We start from the raw sequence: 14,428 nt of genomic DNA, 5'->3' as shown, positions 1-14,428 counted from the left end.
CGCGCTGATCGACGACACCACGCGCCGCCTCGGCGCATCGGAAGCGGCGATCTTCAAGGCGCAGTCCGAGCTGCTGGAAGACACCGACCTCATTACCCTGACCTGCCAGCTCATGGTCGAAGGCCACGGCGTCGCATGGTCGTGGCATCAGGCGGTCGAGCGCATCGCGGGCAAGCTCTCCGCGCTGGGCAATCCGGTGCTCGCGGCACGTGCTGCCGACCTGCACGACGTGGGCCGCCGCGTGCTGGCGGAGATCGACCCCAGCCTCGTCACCGGCACTCTGGCAGACCTGCCCGATGTGCCCAGCATTCTCGTCGCCGCCGACTTATCGCCGTCCGACACCGCAACGCTGGACACGGCCAAGGTCGCGGGGATCGCCACATCGCTCGGCGGCCCGACCTCGCACAGCGCGATCCTGGCCCGCACGCTCGGCCTGCCCTCGGTCGTCGCGGGCGGCGCGGAACTGCTGGCGACGCCTTCGGGCACCACGGTCGTCGTCGATGGCGACGGCGGGCGCGTGTGGATCGACCCTTCCGAAGACGACCTCGCCTCCGCCCGCGCCTGGATCGAGGACCTCGCGCGCCAGCGCGCGGCCGAGGAAGCCGAGCGCGGCAAGCCCGCAGTGACCCGCGACGGCCACCGCGTGGAGATCGCCGCCAACGTCAACCGTGCCGATCAGGTCGCCTTCGCACTGGCGCAAGGCGGCGAGGGGGTGGGCCTGATGCGCACCGAATTCCTGTTCCTCGAACGCGGCGACAGCCCTTCCGAAGACGAGCAGGTCGCCGCCTACCGCGCGATGGCGGAAGCCTTGGGAGAGCGCCCGCTGATCGTGCGTGCGCTCGACATCGGCGGCGACAAGCAGGTGCCGCACCTCGACTTGCCGCGAGAGGAGAACCCGTTCCTCGGCGTGCGCGGCGCCCGGCTGCTGCTGCGCCGCCCCGACCTGCTGGAGCCGCAACTGCACGCGCTCTACCGCGCCGCAAAGGACGGCGGTGACCTCTCGATCATGTTCCCGATGATCACATCCGCGCATGAACTGATCGACCTGCGCCGGCGCTGCGAGGCGATCCGCGCCGAATTCGAGGCCCCGCAGGTGCCGATCGGCATCATGATCGAGGTTCCGGCGGCGGCGGTCCAGGCGGCATCGCTGGCCGCCCATGCCGACTTCTTCTCGATCGGCACCAACGACCTCACCCAGTATACGCTCGCCATCGACCGGCAGAACCCGGAACTTGCTGGCGATGCCGACAGCCTGCACCCGGCCGTTCTGCGCATGATCGCGATGACGGTGGAGGGCGCGAAGGCGCATGGCCGCTGGGTCGGCGTGTGCGGCGGCATCGCCGGCGACCCGTTCGGCGCGGCGCTGCTCGTCGGCCTCGGCGTCAACGAGCTGTCGATGACCCCGCGCGACATTCCCGCAGTCAAGGCCCGCCTTCGCGCCTCCGACCGCAGCGAACTGGTAGAGCTGGCCGCCCGCGCGCTCGCCGCCGAGGGCGCTGCGGACGTGCGCGCGCTGGATGGAGGAGCAGCCTGATGCGCATCCTCACCGTCACCTTCAATCCGGCGATCGACCAGACCGTCACGCTCGACCGGCTCGTGCCCGGCGAGGTCCATCGCGCCCGCTCTGTGCGCCAGAATGCGGGCGGCAAGGGCGTCAACGTCGCCAGCTGCCTTGCCGACTGGGGCGAAGACGTCTCCGCCTACGGCCTGCTGGGCAGCGACAATGCCGCATCGTTCGATGCGCTGTTCGCCGCCAAGGGTATCGAGGACCGCTTCATCCGCATCGCCGGAACGACGCGCGTGAACCTCAAGCTCGTCGACCCGGCGGGCACCACCGACATCAATCTGGATGGCATCGCAGTCGATCCCGGTCGCGCCGAAATGGTCGCCGCGACGATCTGCAATGCGGCGCGCGAGGGCGACCTCGTCGTGCTGGCGGGCAGTCTTCCTCCCGGCTGCCCGCCCGATACATACGCCGCGCTGACCGCGCGGCTGCGGGCGATCGGCTGCCGCGTGGTGCTCGACACCAGCGGCCTGCCGATGAAGTGCGCGCTGGAAAGTGCCCAGCCGCCGCACGTCGTGAAACCCAACCGCGACGAACTGAGCCAGCTCCTGGCCCGCCCGCTGCCCGACATGGTCGCCCTACTTGAAGCGGCCCGAACCTTGCGCGACGGTGGTGTAGCGCTGGTCGTCGTATCGATGGGGGCGGATGGCGCGCTGTTCGTCTCGAACGAAGGCGCCCTCACCGCCCGCCTCGCCATCGGCGAAGTGGCAAGCACCGTCGGCGCCGGTGACGCCATGGTAGCAGGCATCACCGCCGCGCTGGCCGAAGAGGCTTCGCTGGAGCGCACGGCACGGCTCGCGACTGCCTTCGCGGTGGCCAAGCTGGGCATGGCGGGGCCGAACCTGCCCGCCCTCGCCAGCGTCCATGCGCTGGCCGAAGAAGTGATCGTCACCCCCATAGAAACAGCCGCGACGACAGCGGCGGGAGAGACCCGATGACCAAGATTTTCGCCGTCGTCGAGGCGGGCGCGTCCGCAGTTCAAGGCGTTCTGGCAGGCGAGGCCCTGCGCCGCGCCGCCCGGACCGAAGGCCGGACCATCGAGGTCGAGGTACGCACCGAACAGGGCGTGCTCAATCCGCTTGCCGAAGACGTTCCCGGTGCCGAAGGCGTCCTGCTTCTGGTTGGCGGCGATGCGGACGCTGCGCTTGCCGAGCGTGCCGACCGCCATGTAACGCTGGAATCAGTGCTTGCCGATCCCGCCGGTGCGCTTCGGTTCGCACCGAAGAACGGCCCGGCAGCGACCACGCAGGCCCCGCGCATCGTCGCGATCACATCCTGCCCCACCGGCATCGCCCATACCTTCATGGCCGCAGAGGGCCTGAGCGAAGGCGCCCGGCAGCTCGGCTATCCGATCCGCGTGGAGACGCAAGGCTCTGTCGGCGCGGGTACGCCCCTGACCGCCGGGGAAATCGCCGAGGCCGACGTCGTGCTGATCGCCGCCGACCGCGAGGTCGATCGCGCGCGCTTCGCAGGCAAGCGCGTGTTCTCGTCCAGCACAAAACCCGCAATCTCCGGCGGCGCGAAGCTGATCGAACGCGCGCTGGCCGAAGCGCAAGTGCAGGGCGGCGAAGCGGCGACCGGGAGCGAGGACAAGGCACCTGCGCGACAGGAACGCGCCGGACCGTACAAGCACCTGATGACCGGCGTGTCGTTCATGCTGCCCTTCGTGGTGGCGGGCGGTCTGCTGATCGCGATCGCCTTCGCGATCGGCGGCATCGGCGCCAATGCCGACGCCGCCAAAGGCACCCTGGCGCACACGCTGTTCCAGATCGGCGCGCAGGGCGGCTTTGCGCTGATCGTGCCCGCGCTTGCCGGATATATCGCCTTTTCCATTGCCGACCGACCCGGCATCGCGCCGGGCATGGTGGGCGGCATGATGGCCGCGCAGCTTGGCGCCGGATTCCTCGGCGGCATCGCGGCGGGGTTCATCGCGGGCTACGGCGTGGAGGGTCTCAACCGGCTGATCCGCCTGCCCAAGAACCTGCAAGGGCTCAAGCCTGTGCTGATCCTGCCGCTGCTCGGCACGCTGCTGACCGGCTTGCTGATGGTCTATGCCGTGGGCGCGCCGGTCGCCGCCGCGCTCGCCTTCCTGACCGAGTGGCTGCGCTCCATGCAGGGGTCGAGCGCACTGCTGCTCGGCGTGATCCTTGGCGCGATGTCCGCGTTCGACATGGGCGGACCGGTCAACAAGGCAGGCTATGCCTTCTCGGTCGGCCTCATCGCCAGCAACGTCTGCACGCCGATGGCCGCGACGATGGCCGCCGGGATGACCCCGCCCCTCGCCGTGGCGCTGGCGACCCGCCTGTTCCGCGACCGCTTCACGCCCGAGGAGCGCGAGGCCGGCGGCGCCGCCGCCGTGCTCGGCCTCGCCTTCATCACCGAGGGCGCGATCCCCTTCGCCGCACGCGATCCGTTCCGCGTCATCCCTTCGCTGATGGCCGGATCGGCGGTTGCGGGCGCAATCTCGATGGCATCCGGAGTAGAGCTGAAAGTGCCGCACGGCGGCGTCTTCGTCCTGCCGATCCCCGGCGCGGTGACGCACCTTGCCGCTTATGCGACGGCCATCGTCGCCGGAACGCTGGTGAGTGCGGTGCTCGTCGGCCTGCTCAAGCGCAAGACTGCCACGGCGGCCTGACCGGCCCCGAAGACCACGTACAGAACACCCAGAGAGGACCCATTGCCATGACGGCCCTGCCGATCAAGGGCGCCTGCCTTGCAGGCGTCGCCGCCCTCGCCTTGTCCATCGCACCTGCCTTCGCCCAGTCGGCAGATGAGGCCGAGACGCCGAAGACTTCCCAGCCGCTCGCGGACGACGGCATTACCCTCGCCCTCAGCTATACCGGAGAGGCGGCGGGTAACGTCACCGGCGGCCTGCGGCGCGATGCCGCTTATGCCGGGCAGGTCTATGTCGGCGCCGACCTCGACATGGACCGCATCGCCGGGATCGGTGGCGGCACGCTCCATGCCGCCGTCACCAACCGCCATGGCAAGAGCCTTTCTGATCTGGCGATCGGCAACAACACTTCGGTGCAGGAAATCTGGGGCACGCAAAACACCCACCTCGCGATCCTGACTTGGGAGCAGCACCTGCTGAACGACCGGCTGGTGATCGAGGCAGGTCGCAGCCAGGCCAACATCCACTTCCTCAATTCGCCGCTCTACTGCCAGTTCCAGGGTAATTCGGGCTGCGGCAACCCGACTTTCGTGTTCAAGAACAGCAACTTCACCTATTTCCCGGCGTCCAGCTGGATGGTCCATGCCAAGACGCGCATCGCCGAGCACGTCTTCGCGCATGTCGGCGCCTACGAGGTAAACCCTGACCGCAAGCGTGCCAGCGATCATGGCACCGGCTTCGGCATCGGCAATGCGACCGGCGTGATCGTGCCGTGGGAACTGAGCCGGGAGAGCGGCGAGGCGGCCCGCCTGCCCTCACGCTACATCCTGGGCGGCTGGATCGACAAGGGCGACTATGCCGATCCCCTGCGCGACGACATGGGCGGCATCGCCATCCTCTCCGGCCGCGCGGCGCAGACGCGCAATGGCCGGTCCGGACTTTACGTCCGCTTCGAGCAGCAGGTGACCCGCCCCGATCCGACATCGAAGCGGGGCCTGAGCATCTACGGCGTTGCCATGACCAACCTGTCGGGCCGGGTCGAGGAAAGCCGCTTCTGGGACCTCGGCCTCGTCCAGACCGGCACGTTCGAGGGGCGGGACGAAGACAGCCTGGGCTTCATGATCAGCGACCAGCGCTTCAGCGACCTGGCCATGCAGCGCATGCGCGCCGCCGATCTCGCCGCTGGGGGAAGCGGCAAGGCGTCCCGCCACGAGGTGATGATGGAGCTGTCCTACAGCGCGCAGGTGGGGCCGGCGATCCGGCTGTCGCCGAACATCCAGTACATCCTCAACCCCGACCGGACGGGCGCCCCGGAGCGCGCACGACCTACCGACGATGCCCTGATCATCGGTTGCAAGTTCACGGTGGACGCCATGAAGCTCTGATCTTCGGCGCTTCTCCCGGCGGCCCGGTGGCGAAACGAGATCCGTTACCGGGCCGTCAGCGCCGTATCGTCGGAACCATCCTCCCGCGAAAGGCGAAGGCGGAGCCGCGCATCGGCAAGTCTGGCTGACAGACTGACCTGTGTGGCCAGATTGTCGAAGCGTGATCGCGTGGCATCGATCAGTTCGATGACCGAACCACCGCTCAGACGATAGGAATCCTCGGCCATACGCCCCAGCGCGTCCAGCTTTCCTCCGATCCTGCGGTTGAAGGTATCGAGCGCGGCGGTGCGCACTTCGACCAGTGCGGCGTAGCGGTCGATTTCAGCGAGCGCTTTGGCTTTGGCGATTTCGGTGCGCAGTTCGGCTGCCCGCGCTTCGGCTTCGGCCTTGCGGACGGCGCCATTGCGGCGGTCGAACAGCGGCACTTCCAGCGTCAGCCCTGCCGAATAGGTCGCGCCGAACGGGCCGGTCGTCCAGAAACGCCCGCCGTTCACCGAGACTTCCGGGAAACGCTCGCGCCGGGCCGTGACCACGTCGGCTTTCACGGCGTTCTGCTCGTCCAGTGCGGCCGCAACCGCGGGAAGCGCTTCGGCGGATTGGGCGGGACTGCCGCCGGTGCCGGGCACCTGATCAAGGCTGCCGCTAGCGCTGGGATGCCACCCCGGGAAGCCCAGGGCATTGGCAAGGTCGGTGCGGGCATCGATAGCGGCACTCTCGGCCTCGACCAGATCGGCGCGGGCGGATTCTATCTCCACATCGACGCGGGCGACATCATAGTCGCTGGCCATCCCCGATGCCCGCCGTCCCGCCACCATGCCGCGAAGCCGGTCCAGTTCGGCCATCGCATCCCGGCGCACGCCGACGGTGTCCTGCGCGCTCAGCAATGCGACGAAGGCGCTGCCTGCCTCGGTCATGAAGTCCAGCCTCGACACCGCGACGCGCGATCTGGCGGCATCGATCCTGCGGTCCGCCGCCGCGACCCGCGCACGGCGCTTGCCGCCCAGATCGAGGGGAAGTTCGACGGTGGCTTCGTGCGCGCGCCGCCCCTCGAAGTTGGTGATCCCGCCCGGCTGATAGGATCCGGCATAGGAAACCTCGGGATTAGGCAACACGTTCACTATCTGCCGGTCCGCCTGCGCGCCCGCGATGTCCTGCTCCTCGGCTTCCACGCGCGGGCTGGAGGTTCGCGCCAGAGTGAGCACCGTCTGGAGATCGACGGTTTCCGGCATCGGTTGCGCCATCACCGGAACCGAAAGGGCCAGCAGCGGCAGGACGGAAAGGTGGCCCAGAATTACACGTCGGCTCATGCGTCGGCCTCCTCGGGGGTCTGGAGTTTGCCCGGCGTGATGTAGCTGTAGATCACCGGCAGGATGAGCAGCGCGACGATCAGCGTCGTCACCATGCCGCCCACGACGACGAGCGCGAAGGGCCGCTGCGTCTCGCTGCCTATGCCGCTGGAGACGACCATCGGCAGCAGTCCCAGCATCGCCAGCGAGGACGCCATCAGCACCGGCCGCAAGCGGTCCACCGCACCGTCCAGCAGGGCAGGAAGCAGGTCCATGCCCGCCCGCCGCCGCTCTTCGGCAGCGGACAGCACCAACACGCCCATCAGCGACACCTGCCCCAGCAAGGCGATGAAGCCCACCGCCGCGCTGACCGACAGCGGCACCCCGGCGACCAGCAACGCGAAGGCGCCGCCGGTCAACGCGAAAGGGATCGTGGCGATGATCGCGATGGCGCTGCGCCCGCTGTTCATCGCGGCGTAGAGCAGGCACAAGACCAGCAGCAACGCGACGGGAACCACGATCTGCAGCCGCTTGGCGGCCCGCTGCTGGTTCTCGAACTCGCCGCCCCAGACGAAGTAGTGGCCTTCCGGCGGCTTTACCTTGGCATTCACGGCGGCGATCGCATCATTGACGGTCGAGCCCATGTCGCGCCCCTCGACGTTGAACTTGAGGGCTAGGAACCGGATATTGCCTTCGCGCACGATCGTGGTGGGACCATTCTCCACCGTGATCCGGGCAAGCTGGCCCAAGGGCACGCGCGCACCGCCCGGGGTCATGATCGGCAAGGCGCTGATCTTGTCGGCATCGTCGCGCGAGGGAGACGGCAGGATCAGCCGCACCGGCACCGGACGTTCACCGTCCCAGAATTCGGTCGTGACGCGGCCCGCAAGAGCGGTCTCGATCGTCCGCTGCGCATCTTCGATCGACACGTCCGCACGGGCAAGCGCCGCGCGGTCCAGCTGGATCTGCAACTGCGGCCCCAGCGCATCGCGGTAGAGGTCCAGTTCGGTGACGCCGCGGATCGGCTTGATCGCATCGACCGCCTTCAGCAGCGTTTGGCGCATCACGGTCAGATCAGTGCCGAAAATCTTGAGCACAACCTTGCCGCGCACGCCTGCCACCGCTTCCTCGACGCTGTCCTTGATCGGCTGCGAAAAGTTGAAGCGCACGCCCGGAATCCCGGCCAGAGAATGACGCATCTGTTCGATGATCTGGGCCTTGGTCTTGCCGGTGTGCCAGTTCTCCTCGGGCAGCAGGCGCACGAAGGTCTTGACCATGTTGACGCCTTCGTTGTCGGTGCCGTCTTCGGGCCTGCCGTGCTCGCTGTGGACGTCGCGCACTTCCGGGATCGCGCGGATACGCCGGTGGACCTCCTGCAGCACGTCCTGCGCCTTTTCCAGCGCGATGCTGTTGGGCATCTCGACGAAGATCGCGATGTCGCCTTCATCGAGTTCGGGCAGGAATTCGGTGCCAAGCCGGTCCACCGCGATCGCGCCCGCCATCAGCAGTGCCACCGCGCCTACCATGGCGATCACGCGTGCGCGCAGGATGCCATCCAGCAGGGACCGGTATCGTTCGCGCAGCCAGCCGATCCAGCGCGGCTCGATGATATCGGCGTGCTTCGGCTTGAACATCACGGCGCACAAGGCAGGCACCACCGTCAGCGCGAACACCAGCGCGCCGGTCAGCGCGAAGGCATATGTCAGCGCCAGCGGGCGGAACATGCGGCCCTCCACCGACTGCAGGGTGAAGACCGGCAGCAGCGCGGCGATGATGATCAGCATCGAGTAGAATGTCGGGCGCCCCACATCGATGGCCGATGCGATCACCAGCTTGAGGATGGCCTTCTTGTCCTGCGGCCGTTCGGTCTGCATGGCGTGCATCACCGCCTCGACCAGCACCACCGCGCCATCGACCAGAATGCCGAAGTCGATCGCGCCCATCGATATCAGGTTGGCCGGAAGCCCCAGCAGGCTCAGGCCGATGAAGGCGGTCAGCAGTGACAGCGGGATCACCACCGAGACCACCGCCGATCCGGTCACGCTGCGCAGGAACAGCCAGACGATGGCGATGACCAGAATGAAGCCGTGCAGCAGGTTGTCCTGCACCGTCCCGATCGTATGGCCGACCAGTTCGCTGCGATCGTAGACGGGCACGATCTTCATGCCCTTGGGCAGGATCGTATCGTTCAGCCGCTTGACCTGATCGTGGATGCCTTCGAGCACCAGCGAGGGGTTCTCTCCCCGCCGCATCAGCACTAGCCCTTCGACCACCTCGCGCTGGTCGTTGTAGGATACCGAGCCTCTGCGCGGGGTCGGCGCGGTCTGGATCGTGGCGACGTCGCCGATGGTCAGCGCGGTGCCGTCCTTGGCCTTGAGCGGAACCTGCTTGATGTCTTCCGGGGTCTGGATCACGCCGATGCCACGCACCGTCAGTTCCTGATCGCCGGTGCGCAGGAACCCGCCGCTGACGTTGAGGTTCGCCTTCTTCAGCGTCTCTTCCAGCGTGTCCAGGCTGATCCCCGCCGCGTAGAGTTTGGCCGGATCGGGCTGGACCTGGATTTCCTTGAGGTAACCGCCGAAAGGCACGACATCGGCCACGCCCTGGACCTGCCGCAGCATGCGTGTGACGGTCCACTGCATCTCGGAGCGGATCGCGAACAGGTCGTGACGGTCGCTGGTGATGCGGAAGCGGTAGATCTTCCCCAGCGGCGTCGATTCCGGCGCCAGCGCGGGCGTGACGCCTTCCGGCAGTTCCGCATCGCCAAGGCGCTGGCCCACCACCATGCGGCTGTCGAACGGATCGGCATCGTCGTCGAACACCAGCGTGATGATGGAAAGGCCGAACAGGTTTTCGCTGCGCAGCAAGGTCATGCGCGGCGTGCCGTTCAGCGCACGCTCCAGCGGGATGGTGACCTGCCGCTCCACCTCTGCCGCGGCATAACCCGGCATCTGGGTGATGACCTGCACTTGCGCGTTGGTGACGTCGGGAAAGGCTTCGATGGAAAGGTTGTGATAGGCCCGGATGCCGAACACTGCGAGGATGCCCGCAAGCACCAGCACAACGACGCGGCGATGAACCGAGAATTCGATGAGACGAGACAGCATGGCGGGGCTCAGAGTTGCTGGCTGGCGCTGCTGTCGAGCAGCAGGGCGCCGTGCGTGATGATGGTCTCACCCAGCTTCAGGCCTGAGGTGATGACGATGCGCCCTGCGCGCGATGCGCCCACCTGCACGGGACGCGCAACGGCGCCCTTGGTGGTGCGCACATAGACAACCCGGTTGCCGCCATCCTTGACGAGCACGGCATCGGTCGGGACGGTGATCGCAGCTTGTCCCGGCAAACGCACTTCGGCAAGCATTCCGGCGGTCATGCCCGCAGGCCGGTCGGACAGGCGCAGATAGATGGGAACGCGGCGCTGGTCGCTATCGATCAGCGAGCCGACACCATCGACCCGCGCGGGAACGGTCACCCCGGCGACCGTGACTTGCGCTTCCATGCCGGGACGCACCCCGGACAAGTCGCTTTCGGCGGCATCGGCGACGATCCACAGGCGCGTCGGATCGCCGATCTCCATGATCGGATCGCCGCCCGCATCCGCTATGGAACCAATACTGGCCTTGAGTCCGAGCACGGTGCCGCCTACCGGCGCGCGCAGGGTGAACGTGGCGCCATCACCGCCACCGATCATCGCGGAAGCGCGAGACGCACGGGCATATTCCGCGCGGGCTTCGCGTGCGGCGGTTTCCGCACCGAAGCGCTCCACTTCGGTGCCCACGCCCCGGCGCACCATTTCGTTCTGGCGGCGCAGCATGTCTTCGGCGGCGGCAAGGCGCGCACTCGCCTGCGTCACGTCCGATCGCGTTCCGGCCACTTCCGCGCCGACCAGCGTGACCAGCGCGTCGCCGCGCTTGACGATCTCTCCGGGGCGCACCGCGATCGAGACGATCCGGGCCGCTACGGGTGTGTCGATCGCCGCCATGCCCTGCGCCTCGAATGCCACCCGCGCGGGCAGTGGAAGGCCGAAGCCGCCTGCCCCCTCGCCCACCCGCTGCGCCTTCACGAAGCCCTGCCGGATCATCTGCTCCAGTCCCGGCGGCGCATCGGGCTTCTCGACGTCGCTTTGGCCCGAACAGGCGGAAAGGCTTGCCGATACCAGCAGCGCGAATAGAAGACGCGAACGCGGCGCCAAGCACAGTGCCATGCGAATAGGTTCCCTGCCATTGTGTCTTCCGGTGAAGACGGCCCTGTCCGGGCGATTATGGGGAAGCCCTGACAAAGTCCTGACTGGACCGGAGGTTATGAATGCGGTTGCTACTGGTCGAGGACGATGCGGACTTGCGTGAGACGATCGCCCGCGCACTCGAACTGGCCGGGCATCGCACCGATGCGGTCGCTGCCGGAGAGGCCGCAGATCTGGCGCTGCATGGCGGCGGCTATGATCTCGTCGTGCTCGATCTGGGCTTGCCAGATCTCGATGGGCTGGACCTCCTGCGCCGGGTGCGCGGCCGGCGCGATGCGACCCCGATCCTGATCCTGACCGCCCGCGACGCCATCGACGATCGCATCGCCGGATTGCGCGCGGGCGCCGACGACTATCTCGTCAAACCTTTCGCGCTGGGAGAGCTTGAAGCCCGCATCGAAGCGATCCGCCGGCGCCTTTCCGGTACGGTGGTCCGGCTCGTCAATGGACCGCTGGAGTTCGATCCCGAGACGCGCCGGGCTTTCGTCGAAGGGCAGCCCATAGACTTGTCGCTACGGGAAACCGACATGCTGGAAGCGCTGATCGGCCGCGTCGGCGAAGTCGTGCAAAAGGCGAAGCTCGCCCAGCAGATGAGCAACTGGGACCGCGAAGTCGCCACCAACAGCATCGAAGTCTACGTCAGCCGTCTGCGCCGGAAGCTGGCCGCCAATGCGGTGCGTATCCGCACCATTCATGGCCTCGGTTATCTGATGGAACACCATCGCAATGGCTAGGCGTCTCAGCATGCGCAGGCGGCTGCTGGCGTGGCTGCTGCCAACAACGCTGGCGCTGGCCGCGATCTGGCTATGGGCCTCCTACGCGATCGTCGTTCATTTCGTGAACGTGGCCTACGACCGTTCGCTGGAGGACTCGGTCGAAACGATCGCGCGGCAGGTCGTCAGTTCCAACGGCACCTTCTCGGTCGACCTGCCGCCTGCGGCCCGGCAAATGCTGGAATTCGACCGGGTGGACCAGATCCGCTACCTGATGATCGACGATACCGGCATGCGCCATGTCGGCAATGCAGGCGTCCCTGCCCCCACCACGACCGTAACCAACTCCCACGGCAACATCTTCTACGGCGCCCGGATAGAGGGCCGGGACTTTCGGATCGTGCAGACCCGCGTAGCCGGTGACGGGGGCCGCTTCATGCTGGTGCGCGTCGCGGAAACCAGGCAGAAGCGCAACATGCTCTCGCGCGAGGTCATGGCCTACATGGTCGCGCCGCAATCGCTGTTCCTCATGGGGATCATCCTCCTCATCTGGATCGGCGTCGGAAGAGGCATCGCGCCGCTAGCCAGGGTTCGCGACGCGATCGCGCGGCTCGACCCCAACGACCTGCGGCATATCGATGACCATGCACTGCCGATGGAACTGCACCAGCAGGTCGGCGTGATCAACAGCCTGATCGCACGTCTTGCGGCTCTGTTGTCAGCCCAGCGGCGGTTCATTGCCGATGCCTCGCACCAGTTGCGCACACCTTTGACCAACATGCGCACCCAGGTGGAACTCGCTCTCCGCACGACCACCTATGACGACATGCGCGCGATGCTGGAAAAGGTCGATGCGGCAGGCACCCGCCTGGTTCGATTGACCGGTCAATTGCTGACCCTCAGCCGGATCGAGGCAGGGTCCGACGGTTTTGCCAACTTCGCGTCATTCCCGATCGACGTGGTCGTGGCCGATGTCGTGTCCTGGGCGATCCCGTCCGCGCTGGAAAAGAATATCGAGATCTGCTTCGAGGCGGGCGACGGCAATATTCCGTTTCACGGCGATCAACATCCGATCGAACAGCTCGTTTCCAATCTCGTCGACAATGCCATACGCTACACGCCGGAATTCGGCGTCATCCTGATCCAGCTTTCGAAGCAGACCGATACGGTGCGCCTCATCATACAGGATAGTGGTCCGGGCCTGAGCGAACATGACCGGGAACGCGTATTGAACCGCTTCGATCGCGGCGCTCAGCCATCGGGGTCCGGCAGCGGGCTGGGTCTCAACATCGCGCAGGAAGTCGTCCGATTGCACCGCGGCACGATCCGGCTCCTGGACGGGCACGGGGACGGGCTGCGTGTGGAAGTTTGCTTGCCGCTGGAAATCAGGCCCGAATTATAGGATTTGTCCCTGCGCCGAAACCGGGCGAAATCGGCATGTCCCGTCGAAGCCCAAAGCGCCATCGGACCGGCACTCCCCGCCCCAGGAGGCGTTCCCGGACGGATCAGCACATATGCCCAGCCTTTCAGGCCGCGGCGTAGCCTCCATCGACGTGGATCGCATCACCGTGGACGTACCGAGCCGCGCTCGATGCGAGGAATGCCACGGCTTCCGCAACTTCGGCCGGGTCTACGAAACGGCCCATCGGGTTGCCTGCGGCAACGCCCGCGCGCAGCGTCTCCACCGGGGTCCCGCCGGTGATCCGCGAATAAGTGGCGAGAATATCGTCCATCATCGCGGACTCGACTACGCCGGGATGGACCGAATTGACGCGGATCGGCATCTTGAGTGCGGCGAATTCGACGGCAGCGGCCCGGGTGAGCATCCGTGCGGCGGCCTTGCTGACGCAATAGGCGGCGCTGAACGCGGCAGGCCGGTCCGATGCGCCCGAGCACAAGTTGACCACCGCGGCACCGCCGGGCCGCCGCGATCCGCTGCGCGCCAGTAACGGCGAGGCGTGCTTGAGGCCGAGGAAGACGCCCTCGACGTTCACCTGCTGGCAGCGGCGCCAGTCTTCCAGCGCCATGGCATCGATCCGCTCCATCGGCGCGATGCCCGCATTGTTGACCAGGATGTCGAGCGCGCCGTGGCGACTTTCTATGACGCCCAGCACCTCGGCCCAGCTCCCTTCACTGGTAACGTCGAGCGCGAGGAATTCCTGCTTGCCCCCGGACGGCGCGCGCAAGTCGGAGCGCACTACCATGGCGCCGCGTGCTTCCAGCAGGCTGCACACGGCTGCGCCGATATCACCGCTTGCACCGGTCACCAGCGCGATCGCGCCGTCCAGTCGGGTCGCATCCATGGATCGAGTCTCCTTCGTCTCGTCAGTTGCCCGGCAAGGCCAAAGTGCGGAGCACATGCCGATGGGGGGGGACGGCCTAGCGCCGCCCCTCGAGGTAATCGTTCAGCACTTCATGGAAGAAGCGCACCCGCGTCTCCTGCGCGGCCAGATAGGCGTCGGTGTACCCGCGAGAATACATGCCCTTCTGCTGGCCTTCCGCCAGAAGCATGTCCTGATAGACGATCTGGTCCTTGATCTCGGGCACGCCGCGGCCGTTGTCGAAGGCGCGGTGCTGCATCTCGGCCTCGCGCAGCGGCTGGGGACCGGCCATGATCGATTCC

11 protein-coding genes are annotated in these 14,428 nt (G+C 67.1%); 6 read left to right on the top strand and 5 right to left on the bottom strand.

Annotated elements, in window-relative coordinates; genetic code table 11:
• The 4 genes from ptsP to LH128_RS20070 all read left to right on the top strand — a co-directional run.
• Window positions 1–1,534: phosphoenolpyruvate--protein phosphotransferase (gene ptsP / locus LH128_RS20085; RefSeq protein ID WP_008831518.1), on the top strand; the 1,534-nt coding region annotated here is incomplete at its 5' end.
• The gene (gene pfkB, locus LH128_RS20080) at window positions 1,534–2,502 is read left to right on the top strand and encodes a 1-phosphofructokinase (protein ID WP_008831517.1); all 969 of its coding nucleotides are present in this window, start codon (window positions 1,534–1,536) and stop codon (window positions 2,500–2,502) included. The genes ptsP and pfkB, both read left to right, overlap by 1 nt.
• The gene (locus LH128_RS20075; protein WP_008831516.1) at window positions 2,499–4,199 is read left to right on the top strand and encodes a PTS fructose transporter subunit IIC; all 1,701 of its coding nucleotides are present in this window, start codon (window positions 2,499–2,501) and stop codon (window positions 4,197–4,199) included. Before pfkB ends, LH128_RS20075 begins: the two co-directional genes overlap by 4 nt.
• Before the next feature lie 47 nt (window positions 4,200–4,246).
• Window positions 4,247–5,563 carry a carbohydrate porin gene (locus LH128_RS20070; protein WP_008831515.1) on the top strand — a complete coding sequence of 439 codons (1,317 nt, stop codon included), beginning with the start codon at window positions 4,247–4,249 and terminating at the stop codon, window positions 5,561–5,563.
• Between the two features lie 44 nt (window positions 5,564–5,607).
• On the opposite strand, the gene LH128_RS20065 is transcribed toward LH128_RS20070, so the two are convergent.
• From LH128_RS20065 to LH128_RS20055, 3 genes are read right to left on the bottom strand one after another with little or no spacing between them, the layout of a single operon-like run.
• Window positions 5,608–6,870, bottom strand: a complete 1,263-nt coding sequence (locus LH128_RS20065; RefSeq protein ID WP_008831514.1) for a TolC family protein — start codon at window positions 6,868–6,870, stop codon at window positions 5,608–5,610.
• Window positions 6,867–9,956: an efflux RND transporter permease subunit gene (locus tag LH128_RS20060; RefSeq protein WP_008831513.1), complete on the bottom strand. Its 3,090-nt coding sequence runs from the start codon at window positions 9,954–9,956 to the stop codon at window positions 6,867–6,869. Before LH128_RS20060 ends, LH128_RS20065 begins: the two co-directional genes overlap by 4 nt.
• A gap of 8 nt (window positions 9,957–9,964) precedes the next feature.
• Window positions 9,965–11,053: an efflux RND transporter periplasmic adaptor subunit gene (locus LH128_RS20055; RefSeq protein ID WP_008831512.1), complete on the bottom strand. Its 1,089-nt coding sequence runs from the start codon at window positions 11,051–11,053 to the stop codon at window positions 9,965–9,967.
• Between the two features lie 101 nt (window positions 11,054–11,154).
• Between LH128_RS20055 and LH128_RS20050 the strand changes: the two genes are divergently transcribed.
• Window positions 11,155–11,826 (top strand): response regulator, encoded by a 672-nt coding sequence (locus LH128_RS20050; RefSeq protein WP_008831511.1) that lies wholly within the window; start codon window positions 11,155–11,157, stop codon window positions 11,824–11,826.
• A 10-nt stretch (window positions 11,827–11,836) separates the two neighbouring features.
• A complete protein-coding gene (locus tag LH128_RS20045) occupies window positions 11,837–13,207 on the top strand; it encodes a sensor histidine kinase (RefSeq protein ID WP_008831510.1) in 1,371 nt (456 codons plus the stop codon).
• Window positions 13,208–13,331: 124 nt separating this feature from the next.
• Here LH128_RS20045 and LH128_RS20040 read toward each other — a convergent pair whose 3' ends face one another.
• Entirely contained in the window at window positions 13,332–14,108 is a 777-nt protein-coding gene (locus tag LH128_RS20040; RefSeq protein ID WP_008831509.1) for an SDR family NAD(P)-dependent oxidoreductase, read from the bottom strand.
• Between the two features lie 76 nt (window positions 14,109–14,184).
• A partial coding sequence (locus tag LH128_RS20035; RefSeq protein ID WP_008831508.1) for an SRPBCC family protein occupies window positions 14,185–14,428 on the bottom strand: 244 nt, incomplete at its 5' end.

This window comes from Sphingomonas sp. LH128 (assembly GCF_000293195.2).
GTDB lineage: Bacteria > Pseudomonadota > Alphaproteobacteria > Sphingomonadales > Sphingomonadaceae > Novosphingobium > Novosphingobium resinovorum_A.
This window is presented reverse-complemented; position numbering and strand designations above follow the sequence as displayed.

Coding starts and splice junctions, on each gene's coding strand:
- LH128_RS20045 (WP_008831510.1), top strand. CDS start 11,837: ATGCGCAGGCGGCTGCTGGCGTGGCTGCTGCCAACAACGCTGGCGCTG.
- pfkB (WP_008831517.1), top strand. CDS start 1,534: ATGCGCATCCTCACCGTCACCTTCAATCCGGCGATCGACCAGACCGTC.
- LH128_RS20060 (WP_008831513.1), bottom strand. CDS start 9,956: ATGCTGTCTCGTCTCATCGAATTCTCGGTTCATCGCCGCGTCGTTGTG.
- LH128_RS20050 (WP_008831511.1), top strand. CDS start 11,155: ATGCGGTTGCTACTGGTCGAGGACGATGCGGACTTGCGTGAGACGATC.
- LH128_RS20070 (WP_008831515.1), top strand. CDS start 4,247: ATGACGGCCCTGCCGATCAAGGGCGCCTGCCTTGCAGGCGTCGCCGCC.
- LH128_RS20075 (WP_008831516.1), top strand. CDS start 2,499: ATGACCAAGATTTTCGCCGTCGTCGAGGCGGGCGCGTCCGCAGTTCAA.
- LH128_RS20055 (WP_008831512.1), bottom strand. CDS start 11,053: ATGGCACTGTGCTTGGCGCCGCGTTCGCGTCTTCTATTCGCGCTGCTG.
- LH128_RS20065 (WP_008831514.1), bottom strand. CDS start 6,870: ATGAGCCGACGTGTAATTCTGGGCCACCTTTCCGTCCTGCCGCTGCTG.
- LH128_RS20040 (WP_008831509.1), bottom strand. CDS start 14,108: ATGGATGCGACCCGACTGGACGGCGCGATCGCGCTGGTGACCGGTGCA.